General features: G+C 68.8%; 13 protein-coding genes and 1 riboswitch. Of the genes, 5 read left to right on the forward strand and 8 right to left on the reverse strand.

The features are described 5' to 3' along the window. Window positions 1-42 precede the first annotated feature (42 nt). Window positions 43-3,111: a discoidin domain-containing protein gene (locus tag ACGFIO_RS14670; RefSeq protein WP_392826462.1), complete on the forward strand. Its 3,069-nt coding sequence runs from the start codon at window positions 43-45 to the stop codon at window positions 3,109-3,111. A gap of 269 nt (window positions 3,112-3,380) precedes the next feature. Here the strand turns inward: ACGFIO_RS14670 and ACGFIO_RS14675 are convergent, their stop codons facing one another. From ACGFIO_RS14675 to ACGFIO_RS14690, 4 genes are all read right to left on the reverse strand, one after another. Further along, window positions 3,381-3,581: a DUF397 domain-containing protein gene (locus ACGFIO_RS14675; RefSeq protein WP_392826463.1), complete on the reverse strand. Its 201-nt coding sequence runs from the start codon at window positions 3,579-3,581 to the stop codon at window positions 3,381-3,383. A 204-nt stretch (window positions 3,582-3,785) separates the two neighbouring features. Beyond that, a complete protein-coding gene (locus ACGFIO_RS14680) occupies window positions 3,786-4,691 on the reverse strand; it encodes a helix-turn-helix domain-containing protein (RefSeq protein ID WP_392826465.1) in 906 nt (301 codons plus the stop codon). 425 nt (window positions 4,692-5,116) lie between these two features. Next, the gene (erm, locus tag ACGFIO_RS14685; RefSeq protein WP_392826466.1) at window positions 5,117-5,881 is read right to left on the reverse strand and encodes a 23S ribosomal RNA methyltransferase Erm; all 765 of its coding nucleotides are present in this window, start codon (window positions 5,879-5,881) and stop codon (window positions 5,117-5,119) included. A gap of 212 nt (window positions 5,882-6,093) precedes the next feature. Further along, window positions 6,094-7,569 (reverse strand): cation:proton antiporter, encoded by a 1,476-nt coding sequence (locus ACGFIO_RS14690; RefSeq protein ID WP_392826467.1) that lies wholly within the window; start codon window positions 7,567-7,569, stop codon window positions 6,094-6,096. A gap of 29 nt (window positions 7,570-7,598) precedes the next feature. Further along, window positions 7,599-7,696, forward strand: a riboswitch (ZMP/ZTP riboswitch). A gap of 21 nt (window positions 7,697-7,717) precedes the next feature. On the opposite strand from ACGFIO_RS14690, the gene ACGFIO_RS14695 reads away from it, so the two are divergent. Continuing rightward, window positions 7,718-9,133, forward strand: coding sequence for a glycine hydroxymethyltransferase (locus tag ACGFIO_RS14695; RefSeq protein ID WP_392826468.1), 1,416 nt, complete (start codon window positions 7,718-7,720; stop codon window positions 9,131-9,133). Between the two features lie 860 nt (window positions 9,134-9,993). On the opposite strand, the gene ACGFIO_RS14700 is transcribed toward ACGFIO_RS14695, so the two are convergent. The 3 genes from ACGFIO_RS14700 to ACGFIO_RS14710 all read right to left on the reverse strand — a co-directional run bounded on the left by ACGFIO_RS14700 (window position 9,994) and on the right by ACGFIO_RS14710 (window position 12,264). After that, entirely contained in the window at window positions 9,994-10,134 is a 141-nt protein-coding gene (locus tag ACGFIO_RS14700; RefSeq protein ID WP_392826469.1) for a hypothetical protein, read from the reverse strand. 66 nt (window positions 10,135-10,200) lie between these two features. Beyond that, window positions 10,201-10,395 carry a hypothetical protein gene (locus tag ACGFIO_RS14705; RefSeq protein ID WP_392826471.1) on the reverse strand — a complete coding sequence of 65 codons (195 nt, stop codon included), beginning with the start codon at window positions 10,393-10,395 and terminating at the stop codon, window positions 10,201-10,203. A gap of 63 nt (window positions 10,396-10,458) precedes the next feature. Then, on the reverse strand, window positions 10,459-12,264 hold the full coding sequence (locus ACGFIO_RS14710; RefSeq protein ID WP_392826472.1) for a DUF1996 domain-containing protein: 1,806 nt from the start codon (window positions 12,262-12,264) through the stop codon (window positions 10,459-10,461). A gap of 34 nt (window positions 12,265-12,298) precedes the next feature. Here ACGFIO_RS14710 and ACGFIO_RS14715 point away from each other — a divergent pair, with 34 nt between their 5' ends. From ACGFIO_RS14715 to ACGFIO_RS14725, 3 genes are all read left to right on the forward strand, one after another. Further along, on the forward strand, window positions 12,299-13,279 hold the full coding sequence (locus ACGFIO_RS14715) for a sensor histidine kinase (RefSeq protein ID WP_392826474.1): 981 nt from the start codon (window positions 12,299-12,301) through the stop codon (window positions 13,277-13,279). 228 nt (window positions 13,280-13,507) lie between these two features. After that, entirely contained in the window at window positions 13,508-14,161 is a 654-nt protein-coding gene (locus tag ACGFIO_RS14720) for a response regulator (RefSeq protein ID WP_392826475.1), read from the forward strand. Window positions 14,162-14,207: 46 nt separating this feature from the next. After that, complete coding sequence (locus tag ACGFIO_RS14725; RefSeq protein ID WP_392826477.1) at window positions 14,208-14,909, forward strand: hypothetical protein; 702 nt, start codon at window positions 14,208-14,210, stop codon at window positions 14,907-14,909. Window positions 14,910-15,091: 182 nt separating this feature from the next. On the opposite strand, the gene ACGFIO_RS14730 is transcribed toward ACGFIO_RS14725, so the two are convergent. Then, window positions 15,092-15,955 (reverse strand): alpha/beta fold hydrolase, encoded by an 864-nt coding sequence (locus ACGFIO_RS14730; RefSeq protein WP_392826479.1) that lies wholly within the window; start codon window positions 15,953-15,955, stop codon window positions 15,092-15,094. Between the last annotated feature and the right edge of the window lie 184 nt (window positions 15,956-16,139).

Here is a 16,139-nt window from a genome sequence, read left to right on the forward strand (position 1 = left end):
GTGGCGGGATATTGATTAGCTCTGCCGCGTCGTGGAGGTCTGATGGTGTCGTTGTCCCGCCGTCGGTTCCTCGCCTATAGCGGGTTCGTCGGTGCGGCCGCGGCCATGCCAGAGCCGCTGGGCGCTATCGCCGTGCCTGATCCGCTGCAAAGTTCGCCCAAGAGCGACGCCGTCTCCGACATCTATCACCGTGTGTTGCATCTGCACACACGCTGGGTGGAACAGCAGTGGGATTCGGGGATCAAGGCCTACAGCGGCGCCGACTTCCGGTTCACGGCCGTGCTGGGCAATGCCGTGCTGCTCACCGACCGGCACTACGACGCCGAGCTGGCCGGCGTGGCGCGAGGGACGCTGCTGGAGCGCACGGTGGCGACGATCCGGCGGTTCGCGGCGACGAACCGGCTGGCCGGCGGCGACGAGTGGGGCAAGCAGCTGTTCTGGGACTCGACGTTCGAGCTGTACTTCGTGCTCGCCGCCCGGCTGCTCTGGGCCGAGCTGGACGAACGGACGCGGACGCGGGTGGCGGCGATCGGGTCGGGGCAGGCCGCGTACGCGTTCGGGCTGGCCTACGCCGATGATCCGCTGAGCGGCGACTGGACGCCGAACGGGGCGGCCGGCGGCTGGGCCGGTGACACCAAGCTCGACGAGATGGGCGTCTACGCGCAGGCCATCGCACCAGGGCTGGCCTGGGGCAAGGACGACGCGGCGCTGCACGAGCGGTTCGCGTTCTGGGCGTCGAACGCGAGCGGGCTGCCGACCGCCGACCGGGCCAACCTGGCGCGCCTGGACGGGCTGCTGATCAAGGAACGCAACCGCGCCCACAACATCCACGACACGTTCATCGTGGAGAACCACGAGACCGTCAACCCGCACTATCAGGCCGAGATGTGGCGGACGGCGGGACGCGCGGCGATCCACTTCATGGCGGCCGGCAAACCGGTGCCCGAGGTGCTACTGCACCAGCCCAACGGCCAACAACTGTGGCGTACGCTGCGGCTGCTCGCCTCGGACGCGGGCGAGCCGGTGATGCCGATGATCGCCGACCGATACCACCTGTACGGGCGGGACGTGCTGCCGCTGGCTTACCTCGCCCAGGTGATCGGCGACCGGCACGCCGCCCGGGCCGAGGCCGACCTGGCCGCGCGGCTGGAACCCTACCTGCGCCACGACCCGGAATACCGGCTGGCCAAGTTCAGCGGCGAGGACAAGTACGAGCCGGAAGCCCGGGCCGAGATCGCCATCTCGTACCTCTTCCACCGCCGCCGCCCGCGGCCCACGTCACCGGTGTCGAGCAGCGAGTTCTTCGCCCGAGCGAGCGGCACCCGCGACTTCGGCACCGTCGTCGGCCTGACCGCGCACCAGTCGCCGGCCGCCTTCGCCGCCGCGGTGACCAAGACCGGCTACGTCAACCTGCTGTGGCAGCCGCGCCACGACAATTGGCTGGTCGACACGCGCGCCGCCGCTTTCCTGCCGGCCTCCGCCCGCAACCCGGAGGAGACCTGGACGCGGGCCTACGACCGGCTACGGGACGGCGTCGACGCCACCGCCACGGTGCTCACCTTCGGTGACAATTTTGCCGGGTACGCGACGCTGCCGACCGGAACGGTGGTGTACGCCAGCACCGGGGTCGGCACCGACGAGGGCCCGCTGACGTTGTTCAACCTGGACATGCCGGGCGTGCCCGGGCTCACCGGCCGGCGCACGTTCACCAGCGCGACCGGCACGATCACGCTGGACGGCAGCGCCGGTGGGGGTGGTGACGGCGGGGTCGACGAGCTGCTGTTCGAGCCGCGTACCGCCCGCTACGTCAGGATGCAGGCGCGTTCCGCGGCCAATCAGTACGGCTACTCACTGTGGACGTTCAGCGTGCTCGACGAGGCCGGCGCCGACCTCGCCCAGGGCGCGCTGCCCGCGGCGTCGTCGTCCGACGTCAGCTATCCGGCCTACAACGCGACCGACGGCAACCCGGAGACCCGCTGGGCCGTCGACCGCACCCAGCGCGAACGCCAGGACAGCTGGTTCGCGGTCGATCTGGGTTCGCCGGTCACGGTGGCGGGGGTCAGGCTTTTCTGGGAGTCCGCGTACGCCACCAGGTATGTGATCCAGACGTCGATGGACGCGATCGGCTGGTCCGACGCGGTCGCCGTCCCCGCCGCGCATGAGATCGGCGGCGGCTGGGTCGACATCGACGGCCGCGCCGCCCTGGTCACCCACGGCACCGACCGCCCGATCACGGTCACCGCGACCGGGGTGATCGCGGCCACCGGCCCGGCGTCGCCGGTGCTGATCGAGGGGTACGCCCACACCGACCTGGACCTGCCGGCCCTGTCCCGCCGCCGCATCCCGCGCACCCCGCCGTCGTTGCGCGCCAGCGACGCCGACGGTTACCTGACCCTGTTCAACCTGTCCCCCGACCCAGTCCGCGGCGCGACGGTTGTCATCCCGTCCACGCGTCGGCTCTACTTCGGCCCGCAGGTGGTCCGCCGGGACGGCCTGGCCTGGTCGGTGACCCAGCCGGCGGCGACCGGCCGGGTCGAAGCGCCCCGTTTCGTGGTGGCCGGCACGCCGCCGATCGGCACCCGTTTCGAGGTGGCCGGCTCGCACCGGGTCACCGTCACCGCGCCGCAGGGCCAGGCGGTGTCGCTGATCCTCGGGGCGGGCGCATGGTCGGCCCCGGTCCAGCTGGCCGCGGGCAAGTCGCGCACCGTGGTGGTGCCGGGCGGCCCGGCCACGCCGACGTCCGACCTGGCCCGCGCCTGCACGACGTTCCCGACGTCACCGCTGCCGGTCGGCATGACCTCCCCGGCCAACGCGGTCGACGCCGACCCGTCAACGTCGTGGCGCCCCGGTCCGACCGGTCGCATGGTCGTCGACCTGGGCGCGGTGCGATCGGTGTCGGCGTTGCGGTTGACCTGGACGCGCGGCGCCCGCCCGCCGATCCGAGTGGAGCGCTCGACCGACGGGGTGTCCTACCCGACGGTGGCCCGGGTCAGGAAGCCGGGCCGCCTGACTGAGATCCCGCTGGACACGTCGGCCCGCTATGTGGCCGTGGTCGTCGACGGCTGGCGCCGCGGCGACGCCGAGCTGGTCGAGCTCACCGCCTTGGGCTGACCCGCGGTTGGTCCGGGATTCCGGCCGACCGGTGCGGGACCAGCCACCGGGTGCGGCGAGGAAAGAACGTTCTGTCCATGCGAAGCGACAAGTCCGAGGCGCACTGGACGCCCGTCAATGGCGGTCGTGCTCGACGGGGCTCGTCGCTCGGCGGCGTCGTACCCGGCTCTGAGCGGTGCCGTTCCGTGCGCGCGGTGACCGGGCCGGGCGGGCCGGCACCTATGGGAAGGGCCGACAATTGAACGAACGTTCAGGCGGGGCCGCGCCGGTCAGACGAATTCGCCGCGGTTGACGCCACCAAGGAAATCGCGCCACTCCTGTGCTGAGAAAAGGAGCACGGATCCGGGGTTCTTGGAGTCGCGAAGAGCAATGGAGGTGCCGCCGTCGACGGGTGCGACCTGGACGCAGTCGCCCGAGGTGCACCGGCTCGAAACAACGAACTCAAGATCCCGCATGGATGATTCAGTCATCTTTGACTCCCATTACGCAGGGTAGCCGCGCGTCGCCCATGGGGGGTACCGCACGTGCTACCCCAACCCCGGGCGGTCGGCGCCAGACTAACAAATTCTGCGCCTGGACGTCGAAAAAACGATCAAGACGTTACGTCCGCGATTTACTCCGTAGAGTGACATAAGTCCGAAAAGCGCATTATAACTGTTCTGCTGGATCTTTGGTTACTCACCGACAGGATGAGCGGACGCCAGCTCATCCATGAACTCGATCGAGAGTTGTTGGTCGAGCGCTCGCTGCGACAAGGCATCAAATGCGTCTTGATAGCCTTTCAGTTCCTCCTCGGACTCGCGGAAAGCGTACTCGTAAAGGGCCTCGATGTAGACCGTCGAGGTGAGACTGGAGGGCGAGTCCACCGCAGCTTCGGCGGTAAATTCGAGAATGGTGAATCCGCCATTCATTCCACTGTGGGCACCAGCCGAGAACGGGATGATCCGAATGGATACGCGTGGTTCCCGGGCCAGCGCCGCCAGCCGCGCGATCTGTCCGCTCATCACCTCGCCCCCGCCGACGATCCGGTGGAGCACCGCCTCGTCGAGAACGATCTCGATCCGCGGCGACGCGTCCCGCCGCAAGATTTGCTGCCGTCGCATTCGGGTGGCGACCGTCCGCCGCACGTAGTCCGGATTTTCCGGATGGAAGGTCGTCGTGACTGCCGTCGCGTAGGCCTCGGTCTGACAGATGCCGGGGATCGCCAAGGGGTGGAATATCTTCACCAGCTCGGCCGCGCCCTCCAGGCCGATCAGCTTCTGCATCCCCGGTGGGATGGAGCTGTCCTCCCACCACCCGCGGCGGCGGCTGCTCTGGGCCAGCTCCATGAGCTCGTCGCGAACCGCCGGTCCGACCTGGTAGATCTCGCAGAGGTAGCGCACGTCGCCGATAGAGGCCTTGCGTTGCGCGTTTTCCAAACGGCTGACCGTGGAGGCCGCCACTGACAGGCGACGGGCCACATCGGTAACTGTCAGGCCGGCGGCCTCGCGATAGCGCCGCAGCGCGCTGCCGAGCTGGCGGCGGCGGACCATCGGCCCGGGGTCATCAGACAATCGGCTCACCTCCGACGGATCGGCCACAGTGCACTCCCGTCATGGCAACTGCCACGCGGCAACAATATCTTGGCAAGTAGTCATTGGCAATTGCCAATGGATCACGCAGCATTGAACTATGGCAAAAGATTGATGACCAGAGGCGGCCCATGAAGGGGGGGTGATCGCAAACCGGCGGTGCGACTCGCCGCGCGTACGCCCTGTGGCTGGGCCGGTGTGGAAGACCGGCCCAGCCGAGGAAACCCTCCAGGATCCGAATCCCATCAGGACGGTAACCAATGGACAACGTTATCAGGCATCCCTGCTCGTCAGGAGCGCGATCATGAAGGTCTGGTCGGACGTCTCCTCAATCGTGAAGATCGCGATCATCCTCTTTGTCCTCGGCTTCGCGTTGGGGCTGTGCGCATTCGGTTCGTTGCAATCCCACTCCGCATCCGATGAGCCCGCGGCGGTCAGCCGGCATCTCGTTCGAGCACGCGGAACAGGGTGAGCCACTGTTCCGGCCAGACGGCGCCTACCGTGACGTCCGCTCCGACGCGAACCGCCCGGCAGGCGCCGGTCGCCGGTCGGCCGTAACGCCGGCGCAGTGTGGCCGGCAGTGAACCGCCGACACCGGAGAAGCCCAACTCGACGAACTGTCGCCAGGCGGGCATCAAGGGCTCCGGCACCAGCGGGATCTCGCGGTGGACGAGGCGCAGGATCGCGCCGTCGACCGCCGGGACCGGGCGGAACGCCGTACGCGGAATGGCCGGCCCCAAGTGCCAGTCGTGGGTCGGCCAGGTCAGTAGGGTCAGCCGGGACCAACGGCCGTAGTCGCCGGTTCGTTTGCGGGCGTACTCGCGTTGTGTCACCAACGTTGCGTGCCGCAACGGCTCGGCGGTCAGGCACCATGAGACCACCGCGGCCGTCAGGGCGAACGGCACGTTGCCGACCACGACGAACGGTGACCGTGGCGGCTCGGCTCGAAGGAAGTCGCCGGCCACCACCGAAGCGCCGGGCACCGGGGTAAGCAGGGCCGGGTCGACCTCGTAGGCGATCACCCGACCGCACCGCGGCACCAGCATCCGGGTCAGGTGGCCGCGACCGGCGCCCACCTCGTACACCAGGTCGTCGGGCTTGAGATCGGCCGCGTCGCACACCTGGCGGAGGGCGCGGCGGGAGGAAAGGAAGTTTTGTCCATAGCTGCGGCGAGCACGCCGCGCTGACGAGGGCGCCATGACCTGGTCCTTGGGAAAGAAGGAGCAAAGGACTCGGGACGGCCCTGGATGAAGCGAAGAGAGAAGAGAGCTACGCGACCAGGACCGGACGCCGGTCACGCAGGCGGATCGAGTGCAGCGATCCCCGCGCGGGCGTCATCGCCATCGCGAACAGGGCGTGCGTCGTGTGCATCCGGCGACCGTAGCCGCGGGCCGCCGGATGCGACAGCGAATTACCGGGTAGCCGCCTGACGCAGGTCGACCTCGGCGATCAGGTGCCGGGCGGTCGCCTCGTCCAGGCGGCGCTCGGCGACGGCCTGCCCCAGGGCATTGCGCTGTGCGTCGAAGCCGGACACCCCGGCGATGATCTCCTCGCCCGCCTTCCGCATCGCCGCCGTGTCCGCCTCCTCGGCCGCCAGGTCGAGCTTCAGCCGCCGGGCCAGCGCGCGGAGCGTCGTACCCTGAATCAGCAGCGTGCCCAGCGTGACCAGCAACGCGATCACCTGGATGGCGTCCCGCCCGGGCACGTCGTGCGGCACCGCCGCGGCCGCCGCGAGGGTGAGAATGCCGCGCATGCCGGTCCACGACACCAGCAGGATCTCCTTCGACCCGAGCGGCTGGAACGGCTGACCGCGGCGCTGACGCACGTTGTCCTCGAAGCGCGCCTTGAACGTCGGGTCGCGATCCATCCGCAGGTGCATCATCTTCCACTGCAGCGACCAGCGGCCGAACAGCACGAACACGGCGAGCAGCCGGATCGCGATCGCGGCCACGAGCAGGACTCCGGCGGCGAGCAGGGTCCGGCCGAGCCCGAACTCCAGGTCGCTCAGAACAAACTTCAACTGCAGGCCGATGTACGCGAAGACGAACGTTTCGAGCAGGAAGTCGAGCACCGGCCAGACCTGGTCCTCCTGAAGTCGCGTCAGGTGGGCGCCGTCGTACTGATGCTTCGGGTCGAAGGTCAGGTTGGCGGTGACCCCGAACGAGGCGGCCACCACGGCGAGGATCCCGGAGGCGTGGATCTCCTCGCACAGCAGGAAGGCGGTGAACGGCACCAGCAGCACCAGCGAGGTCTCCAGCGTCGGGTTGTGCAGCCGTTTCCGCAGCCACAGGGCACCGACGCCGAGGATCAGCCCGACCACCAGGCCGCCGAACGCGGTGTACAGGAACTTGCCCACCCCGCCCATCCAGGTGGTGCTCTCGCCGCTGACCGCCGCCACCGCGATCGAGAACAGGGTCAGCGCTGTCGCGTCGTTGAGCAGGCTCTCGCCGGTGAGGATCGAGGTGACGCGTCTCGGCAGCCCGAGCTCGCCGCCGTGCGACACGGTGGTGATCGTGTCCGGCGGGGCGAGCACCGCACCCAGCACGAACGCCGCCGCCAGCCCCATCGACGGCAGGATCCAGGACGAGATCAGGCCGAGCGCCGCCGTGGTCAGGACGACCAGGGCGACACCGAGCGTGATGATCGGCCGCAGGTTGGCGCCCAGCGAACTGGCGGCGGCGCCGCGCGCACCCGAGTAGAGCAGCGGCGGAACCACGATGGCCAGGATCAGCTCGCTCTCCAGTTCGAGCCTAGGCAGCCCCGGTATGAAGGAGGCGGCCGCCGCCAGCACCACGATGACCAGCCCCGGTTCGACGCCTCGACGTTTGGCGGCCGCGGACACCGCGATACCGAGCCCGATGATGAGCAGGATCTCCACACCGTTCACGTTGATCAACCTAGGGCACCGGTATGCTTGCGCCGGGCCGTGACTGGCGTGTTCGGATGGGTCAACCATCGTGGAGCGGCCTCGTCGAAGGAGACGAAGACAGCTGCCGCGCGCCTGGGCCTCCACGAACTCGTGATAGGGAGGTCCGATGAACGCCGAATCGACTGCTTTCCGCTCCGCGCTGGATGTTGTGCGCCAGATCGAGCCGCGCATCGCCGACGCGATCGCCCAGGAGCTCACCGACCAGCGTGAGTCGCTCAAGCTGATCGCCAGTGAAAACTACGCGTCTCCGGCCGTCCTGCTGGCCATGGGCAACTGGCTGTCCGACAAGTACGCCGAGGGCACCATCGGCCGCCGCTTCTACGCCGGCTGCCAGAACGTCGACACCGTCGAGTCGGTCGCCACCGAGCACGCCCGCGAGCTGTTCAACTCGCCGTACGCGTACGTGCAGCCGCACTCCGGCATCGACGCCAACCTGGTCGCCTACTGGGCCATCCTCGCCGACCGGGTTGAGGTGCCGGCGCTCAAGAAGTTCGAGAAGCGCCAGGTCAACGACCTGAGCGACGCCGAGTGGGCCGAGCTGCGGGCCGCGTTCGGCAACCAGCGCATGCTCGGCATGTCACTGGACGCCGGCGGCCATCTCACCCACGGCTTCCGCCCCAACATCAGCGGCAAGATGTTCGACCAGCGCAGCTACGGCGTCGACCGGGCCACCGGCCAGATCGACTACGACGCGTTGCGGGCCACGGCGCGCGAGTTCAAGCCCCTGGTGATCGTCGGCGGCTACTCGGCGTACCCCCGCAAGGTGAATTTCCGCATCATGCGCGAGATCGCCGACGAGGTGGGCGCGACCTTCATGGTGGACATGGCCCACTTCGCCGGACTTGTCGCCGGCAAGGTCTTCACCGGCGACTTCGACCCGATCCCGCACGCCCACATCGTCACCACGACCACCCACAAGAGCCTGCGCGGCCCCCGCGGCGGCGCCGTCCTGTGCGGCCCTGAACTCAAGGACCAGGTCGACCGCGGCTGCCCGATGGTCCTCGGCGGCCCGCTGGCCCACGTCATGGCGGCCAAGGCGGTCGCGTTCGCCGAGGCCCGCCAGCCGTCCTTCCAGACGTACGCCCAGCAGATCGTCACCAACGCCCAGGCCCTGGCCGAGGGCCTGACCAGGCGCGGCGTCCAGCTGGTCTCCGGCGGCACCGACAACCACCTGGTCCTGGTCGACGTCCACCCGTTCGGTCTGACCGGCCGCCAGGCCGAGCAGGCCCTGCTCGACTCCGGCATCGTCACCAACCGCAACGCCATCCCCCAGGACCCGAACGGCGCCTGGTACACCTCCGGCATCCGCATCGGCACCCCCGCCCTGACGTCCCGAGGCCTCGGTGTGGCCGAGATGGACCAGATCGCCGAGCTGATGCACACGGTGCTCACCCAGACCACCCCCGCCGAGGGTTCCAAGGCCAAGTACACCCTGGACCCGGCCCTCGCCGACCGCGTCAGCAAGCAGGCCACCGAGCTGCTGGCCCCGTTCCCGCTCTACCCCTCAGTCGACCTGGGCTGAGTTTCAACCCACCAGGCCTCGGCGGCCGGTCACCCCGTCCGCCGAGGCCGGCAGTCTCACCCCACTTGCCGGGCCAGGCAGTCTCACCCCACTTGCCGAGCCAGGCAGTCTCACCCCATTCGCCGAGGGCAGCGGTCTCACCCCATTCGTACGACGAGGCGCGGGCGGAGTTCGCGGGCCGAGGCGGGTCGCGGTTCTCGAAATCAAGAACAAGCTGTCGCAGCCGAGTGGGTGGTGCTGACCGCAGCTCCCGCCGAGGGTCGCTTCGCTCCACCTGCGTAAGTGGTCACCCTCCGAACCAGGCCGCCGCCCCAGCCCCGCTGTCGGCGACGCGTGAATGCTGGATTCGGCCGCCGTTGACACCCGCCCTACTCGACGGGGCCCCGAGGTGCTCTTCCTGACCATAACGCCGGCTACACGGCGCCAACAGCAAGAGCTGATTCCCGCACCGCCTGCGTTCCGAACGCGATTCGGCTTGGGCGTGTGCCATCCCCCGACCGGCCCCTCACGCCGGACTCTCCGCATTTCCCGGACCCGCACGCCGCACGCCGCACGCGATCCTCTGACCGGTCTCGCGCCCCAAGCCCGCAGATCCGGGCGCTCGGCGTACGCATCGCACTCGACGACTTCGGCACCGGGCACCTCACGCCCTGGACCTGCCCCAAGCCACGGACCTGCCCCAAGCCACGGACCCGCCGCACGCCACCGACCCGCCGCACGCCACCGACCCGCCACACGCCACCGACCCGCCACACGCCACGCCCGCTCACGCCCCTCGAACGCACGCCTCTCGCCGCCACGCTCTCGTGCTCGCCGGACGTCCTCGATCGGCGGCAACCCCACTTCGGTGGTTGGGTGGGCTACTCGCCGAGGGCTGCCTTGATGCCCGTGCGGGTCACCGCTGCGAACAGGAGGACCAGCCACGCGACGACTGCCCACCAAGGCAGGGCACTCAGCCCGTTGCTGATCTCATAGGCCACATTCAGCAAGGTCTCGGTCACGGCAGCTAACAGTCGGTCGCCTCCCCCAGAAGTTGAGGACTTCCTCGCCGGTCCAGTCCGCCAGGGTCACCAGGCCATGCGTACATGCGGCTTGCCGTCGTGATGGTCAGGCCCGGACAGCTTGACGTGCACGTTGCCGGATAAATCGGCCACGGCGAGCAGCCGGTCCGCGAACTCGATGCACTCAGACATCAGCTCGGACATGGCTTGGAGGCCGGCGGCAGCGGTCGGAGCACCGGCGGCGCTCGGGTTGTCGGACATCGTGTGCTCCTCTCGGGCGATGGGGCGAGTCACGGTAGATGACTCGCCCCCACTGCTCAGAAATCAGAACTGTCCTGCGGTGTTGCATGGAGTGACCTGTACCACACAGTTCTTCACTCGTTCCGCCATAGCGGTGTCTTCCCAGGCGAAGAAGGCGTCGCCGTGCATGGACGAGGCCTTCCCGGAGGAAAGGGCGAAACCGTCCTTCGAACCAGAGGTCGGGTAGGCGATGGAGAAGGTCAGTGCCGGGATCGGAACCGGGTGGGTGGCCGTGCACTTGCCGCCCTGACCGAAGGCCACGTGGTCCCTGTGGTTGGGGCTGTCCAGATGCTTGCCGTCCCAGCAGTCTGGGAAGCGAAGGGTGAAGTGCAGCTTGCCCCCGTCACAGACCGGCCAGTTGCCGTCGGTGCTGCGGCTCGCGCCGTCTTGCGGACCGCCGGCGCAGTAGAACTGATTGACTGCACCCTTCGGGGTATCTACCTGCTTCTTCGGGTCGCCGACGAGCATGCGCAAGCCGAACGGCATCGGCATGGTCTTCGACTTGTCCTCGAGCAGTGAGCCGTAATAGACGACGACCTCGTCGGGCTCGACCGCGACACCATGTTCACGCAGCTCGGGAACCCAGTAGGCCGAGTGGTCCTCGATTGGCTTGCAGCTGGAGGCGGTGAACTTGGTCAGGCTCTCGGGCGTGCTGAACGCATCAAGACCCTTGTTGCCGAAGATCGAGTGCATGTGCGAGGCGCCCGCCATATTCGGGAAGACGATCGGGTCGTCCGGCTTGGCGTGACTGAACTCGCACGTCGCGTTGAACTCGGCATTGTGGCCTTTACCGGCCGGGACCGGGCGAGGCTTCAGCTCCTTGAACTCGGCAACCTGCGCATCCCACCGCGCCTGGTCCACCGGGATCCAGCCGGCCGCCGGCGGTGTGGCGGTCGCCGGCGGTGTGGGATCGGACGGCTTCGGCCCGGATGACGCGGGGTCGGACGGCTGCGGGCTCGCCGGAGCCGGAGCCGAGCTCGCCGAGGCGGTCGGTGACGGATCGGCGCCGTCACCGCCGACGCTGAACCAGTTGAGGTTCACGAAATCCATCGGCTGAGCGCTCTTGAGCATCAGGAACACCGCGTGCTTGCCGCCGGACGACGAGCCGGTGACGGTGGCCGTCCGCCAAGCGGCCCAGCCGCCCGTGTAACTGACCGGGACGGTGGCGAGCACCATGCCGGTCTGCGAGTCGAGCCGCATCTCCACCGAGCCGGGCCGGTCGCGATAAGCCGCCGAGAACCGCAACGAGGTGCTGACCGTACCCGCCGGGCCGAGGTCGACGCCGTCGAAGCGCATCCAGTCGCCGTTGGCAAGCCAGCCGACCGCTCGGCCACCGCCGACGTCACTGCTGCCCTCCTGCTGAACGCCGGACTGTGCGGCGTAGGAGGCCGCGCGGATCGCACCGGCCGGGATGCCGGTCTCGGCGGCGTCGACGTTGGGGACGAGCCATAGCGCGGCAGGCACGCCGACCAGCAGCGTGATGGCCGCACCGAGCAGCACAGCCGGCCGGGGCAACCGCCGCCGAGGCGCCTGCGGCAAAGAGCCGAGTGACACGGAACCCTCCAGAGCGTGAAGTAAGAGGTCGAGCCGCGGGGCCGGCTCGTCGGGGAAGGACGCTAGGGCCTTCGCCCAGCGAGGCTCTGGGTCTAAAGTCCTAGGCGCGCTTGGGCGCGAAGGACCACCATTCTTGGCATGAACCAGCCAGCAGGAGCCCATGTCCGATCCGGCCGTTCGGGATGCCGAGGCAGCTGCCACCGCGGATTGCCTTCGAGCGCTGCTCATCACCCGCACCGCAGCCGCGACCGCCGCGGCCGTCGTGCTGACCGCCAATGATGCGAACCCCTGGCCCACGGCGGGAGTGGTTGTGTTGACCTCGGCGGCCGAGTTCGCGCTCCGGGGCTGGTGGCTGACCGGCCTCAGCCGACGGCTGACGCTGCTCGTCTTCGACTTCGCCGTCCTGATCGGAGTGCTCGCGCTGAGCGGAGGCGGCGCGGCCTTCTTCGGGTACGCAGCGACGTTCTCAGCCCTGGCCGGGATCCTGCTCGGCGTCCGTGCCGTCCCGCTCTGGCTGGGTGTCGGTACACAGGCTTGGGCAGTGGGCGTCGCGGCCGGGGCAAGCTTCGTGATGCCGCCGGCCATCGCGACAGCTGGTGTCGCGGCGGCTGCGATGCGTCACGTACTCATCCGCCGGCGGGTGCGCGCTACCGCCGAGGTCGAGGCCGCACTGCAGTCGGCCGCCGCCCTCGAGCGCGCTCGCCTGGCTCGTGAGCTGCACGACTCGGTGGCCAAGACGGTGCGTGGCATGTCCCTGGCCGCGCTGGCACTCCCCCGGTCCCTCAATCACCAGCCGCAGGTGGCCGCGCAACTGGCCGATGCCATCTCGTCGGCAGCCGAGGCGGCCGAGCGAGAGACTCGGGCGCTGCTGTCCGGGCTGCGGCTCGATTCGGCAGCGGCGGATTTCGCGGACACCGTCGACCGGCTGTGCGCGGTGTGGTCGGCGGAGACCGGAGTCCCGGTCGACGTTGAGGTGCCACGCGTCGAGCCGTCCGTGGCGGTGCGTTACGAGCTGGTCCGGATCCTGCACGAGGCGCTGACCAACGTGGCGCGGCATGCTCGGGCCGGGCGGGTGCTCGTTCTGGTGCGTCGCCAGGAGCAGGGGCTGTCCCTGGTGGTGCGCGATGACGGTGTGGGGTTTCACGTCCCGGAGGATCTGTCGCTAAGCACCATGGGTGACCACCACGGCTTGATCGGCATGACAGAGCGCGCCCGCACCGTCGGCGGCAGCCTGGATGTCGCCTCGACGCCGGGCCGCGGCACGATCGTGACCGTCCGGGTGCCGACGTGATACCCGCGACGGGACGCGTGGTCAAACGATCACCACGACCGTGCGTGCATCGACATGGTCACCGTATCCGTGCAGGCGCTGACACGATCACTGCGACCGTCCGGGTGCCGACGTGATATCCGCGACGGGACGCGTGGTCAAACGATCACCACGACCGTGCGGGTGCCGACATGATCACCGTATCCGTGCGGGCGCTGACACGATCACTGCGACCGTCCGGGTGCCGACGTGATCACCGTGCTTGTGGTGGATGACAACGCTAGCGTTCGGGCTACGCTGCGGCCGCTGCTTGAGGCTGACGGCGGAATCAGTGTGGTTGGCGAGGCTGACAACGGTCGAGCGGCCCTGATCACGGCGGCCCGGCTGCGGCCTCGGGTCACGCTTCTGGATTACCGGATGCCGATCGCGGATGGGCTGACTGTGATCGAAGAGCTTGCGCAGCGGACGGCGGTGCTGGTGCTGACCAGTTCGCCCGAGCCTGAGCTGATCGAGCCGATGCTGCAGAAAGGGGCGCGGGGTTACTTGGTGTACGGGCAGTTCGATCCGGCTGACCTTCCCCGGGCGGTTCATGCCGTCGCGGCGGGGCAGGGGTGGCTTACCCCGACGGCCGCTTCGATTGCGGCGGCTGGTCTGCGCAACGCCTACGCGCGGCAGCAGGATGAGCGGAGCCAGGCCGAGCGACAGCGCAGCATCCGGGATTCCTTTGGGTTGACCGCGCGTGAGGAGCACGTGCTCGATCTGCTGTGTGCCGGCCTCACCAACGCCGCCCTCGCGACGCGTCTGGGCGTCAGCGAAAAGACAGTGAAGAACCACTTGAACAGCGTCTTCGCCAAGCTGGACGTGCGCACTCGCACCGAAGCCATGATCCGGTGGCAGTCGTGAACGGGCCCGACCAGGAGAGCGTTGTGGTACGAGCTTGGAGGCCGTCGTGAACGAGGCGCGTACGTGGTGGGCGTCCGGCGCATTGGGTGTTCTGGTGCTCGCGTCCTCGCTGCTGGCGCCTCGTCTGGTGGCCGAGCGTCGGGAAGCGCCGGACTCGGCCGCAGCCGGCAATTCCGCGGTGGCGGCGCCGAATTGGTCGGCGGCGGGCCCAGATTCGTCGGACCAGGCGTCGTTGCCGGTCAACCCGTCGGCGCCAGTCAACCCGTCGACGCCGGGGCAGTCGTCGTTGCCGGTGCCACGGGGGCTGACGCCTTCGGCGCCGTTGGCCAGTCAGTCCAAGCCTCAGGTCGCGGCTACTTCCAAGGCAGCTTTTCGGCCGATCCGCATTGCCGCCGCGGCGCCGGCCAACAAGCTTGTTGACGTCGAGAAGGCCGATTGTCCGACGTGCGCGTCCGGCAGCCGGGTGCAATACGTCGGGCAGGGGCATGCGGTGGTGCTGCGGTTGCGCGACGTTCCGGTGGGCGGTCGGCGGACTCTGGTCATCGTGTACGAGTCGGAGAACACGCGCCCGCTCGATCTGGTGCTACCGGACGGGACGACGAAGTCGCTCACGTTGCCGGGGCGAGGAAACTGGATCACGCCGGCGCGGTTTGAGGTTCGGGTTGACGTGCCGGCCGGAGACTCGGAGATCACCTTCTTCCACGCCACCGATCCGGCGCCCGATTTAGACCAGTTCATCCTCCAATGAGCTGCCATGAGGACCGACACCAGCGAAGCAGCCGACTGGGCCCCGATTCAGACCAGCTCATCATCCAATCAGCTGCCGTGAAGACCGACACCAGTGAAGCAGCCGACTGGGCCCCGATTCAGACCAGCTCATCATCCAATCAGCTGCCGTGTGGGTCGAGGCCGGTGAAGCAGCCGGCTGGGTCAGGAGAGACCACGGACGGACGAGTTCGCGGTCAGGTGGGTGAGGATCAGGTCAGCCACGTGGTCGGGCTGGTTGACGGCCAGCATCATGTGGCCGAGGCCGGGGACCGGTTGCAGGCGGGCATTGGGGATTGCCGATGCCAGGGCGGCCGCGTGTGGGGGCGGGAAGATCGGGTCGGAGTCGGCGGACAGGACCAAGGTGGGGGACTTGATGGCGGAGAGGGATGGGGGCTTTTCGGGGCCGTCGCCGGCTCGGTAGTGGTTTGCGGCGTGGGTCCAGTCTTGGGCGCGCTCGACGGCCTGCTTTGCCATGTGGCGGGCCGCGGGGCGGTCGAAGTGGGGGCTGTTGGTGAAGAGGCTGTAAAAGCGGATCTCTACGTCTATGCGTTGGGCGGCTGTGGTCCTTGGCAGGTCGTCCAGGGCTTCTGCGCCGGCCAGGAACGCGGGATCGGGAGGTGGCAGGCTGGCAGGGTCGCCATCTAGTGGTGTGGTGTTCATCAGGGTCAAAGTGCGGACTCGATTGGGCATCGCGGCGGCCAGCCATTGGGCCATGACGCCGCCGCCGGAAGTTCCGACTATGTGGGCCGTCTCCACGGAGAGGCCGTCGAGCACTGCCACGGCGTCGGTGACCATGTCGAACATCGTGTACGGCGAGGCGTCGAAATCGACCAGGTCGGACTGGCCTACGTCGCGGTGGTCGTACTGGATGACCTGGAAGCCGGCCTCCACCAGGCGGCGGACGAACCTCGCCGGCCAATGCACCGCCTGCGCGGCGGCGCCCATGACCAGCAGGATGGCGGGATCATCCGCGGAACCCGACCGGGACGTCCAGAGGCGCAAGCCCTGTGAGGTCACATAGGTCATCCACCGGACCGTACCCGATGGACGCGCATGTAGGGGGACCGCCGAAAGATCGGACCGGAGAACACCGGGATCGCCGACACGCGCCACGTCGGCCCGGCGCGTGCACGACGGCCGGGCGACGCGTGGCTGATGCCTGCGAGTTCAGCGACCGCACGAAGAGCCCAACCGTGGGCACGCAAGGCGG

Origin of the sequence: Actinoplanes sp. NPDC049265, from assembly GCF_043197135.1 — a bacterium.
Lineage (GTDB): Bacteria > Actinomycetota > Actinomycetes > Mycobacteriales > Micromonosporaceae > Actinoplanes.

Coding starts and splice junctions, on each gene's coding strand:
- ACGFIO_RS14670 (WP_392826462.1), top strand. CDS start 43: ATGGTGTCGTTGTCCCGCCGTCGGTTCCTCGCCTATAGCGGGTTCGTC.
- ACGFIO_RS14675 (WP_392826463.1), bottom strand. CDS start 3,581: ATGACTGAATCATCCATGCGGGATCTTGAGTTCGTTGTTTCGAGCCGG.
- erm (WP_392826466.1), bottom strand. CDS start 5,881: ATGGCGCCCTCGTCAGCGCGGCGTGCTCGCCGCAGCTATGGACAAAAC.
- ACGFIO_RS14695 (WP_392826468.1), top strand. CDS start 7,718: ATGAACGCCGAATCGACTGCTTTCCGCTCCGCGCTGGATGTTGTGCGC.
- ACGFIO_RS14705 (WP_392826471.1), bottom strand. CDS start 10,395: ATGTCCGACAACCCGAGCGCCGCCGGTGCTCCGACCGCTGCCGCCGGC.
- ACGFIO_RS14730 (WP_392826479.1), bottom strand. CDS start 15,955: ATGACCTATGTGACCTCACAGGGCTTGCGCCTCTGGACGTCCCGGTCG.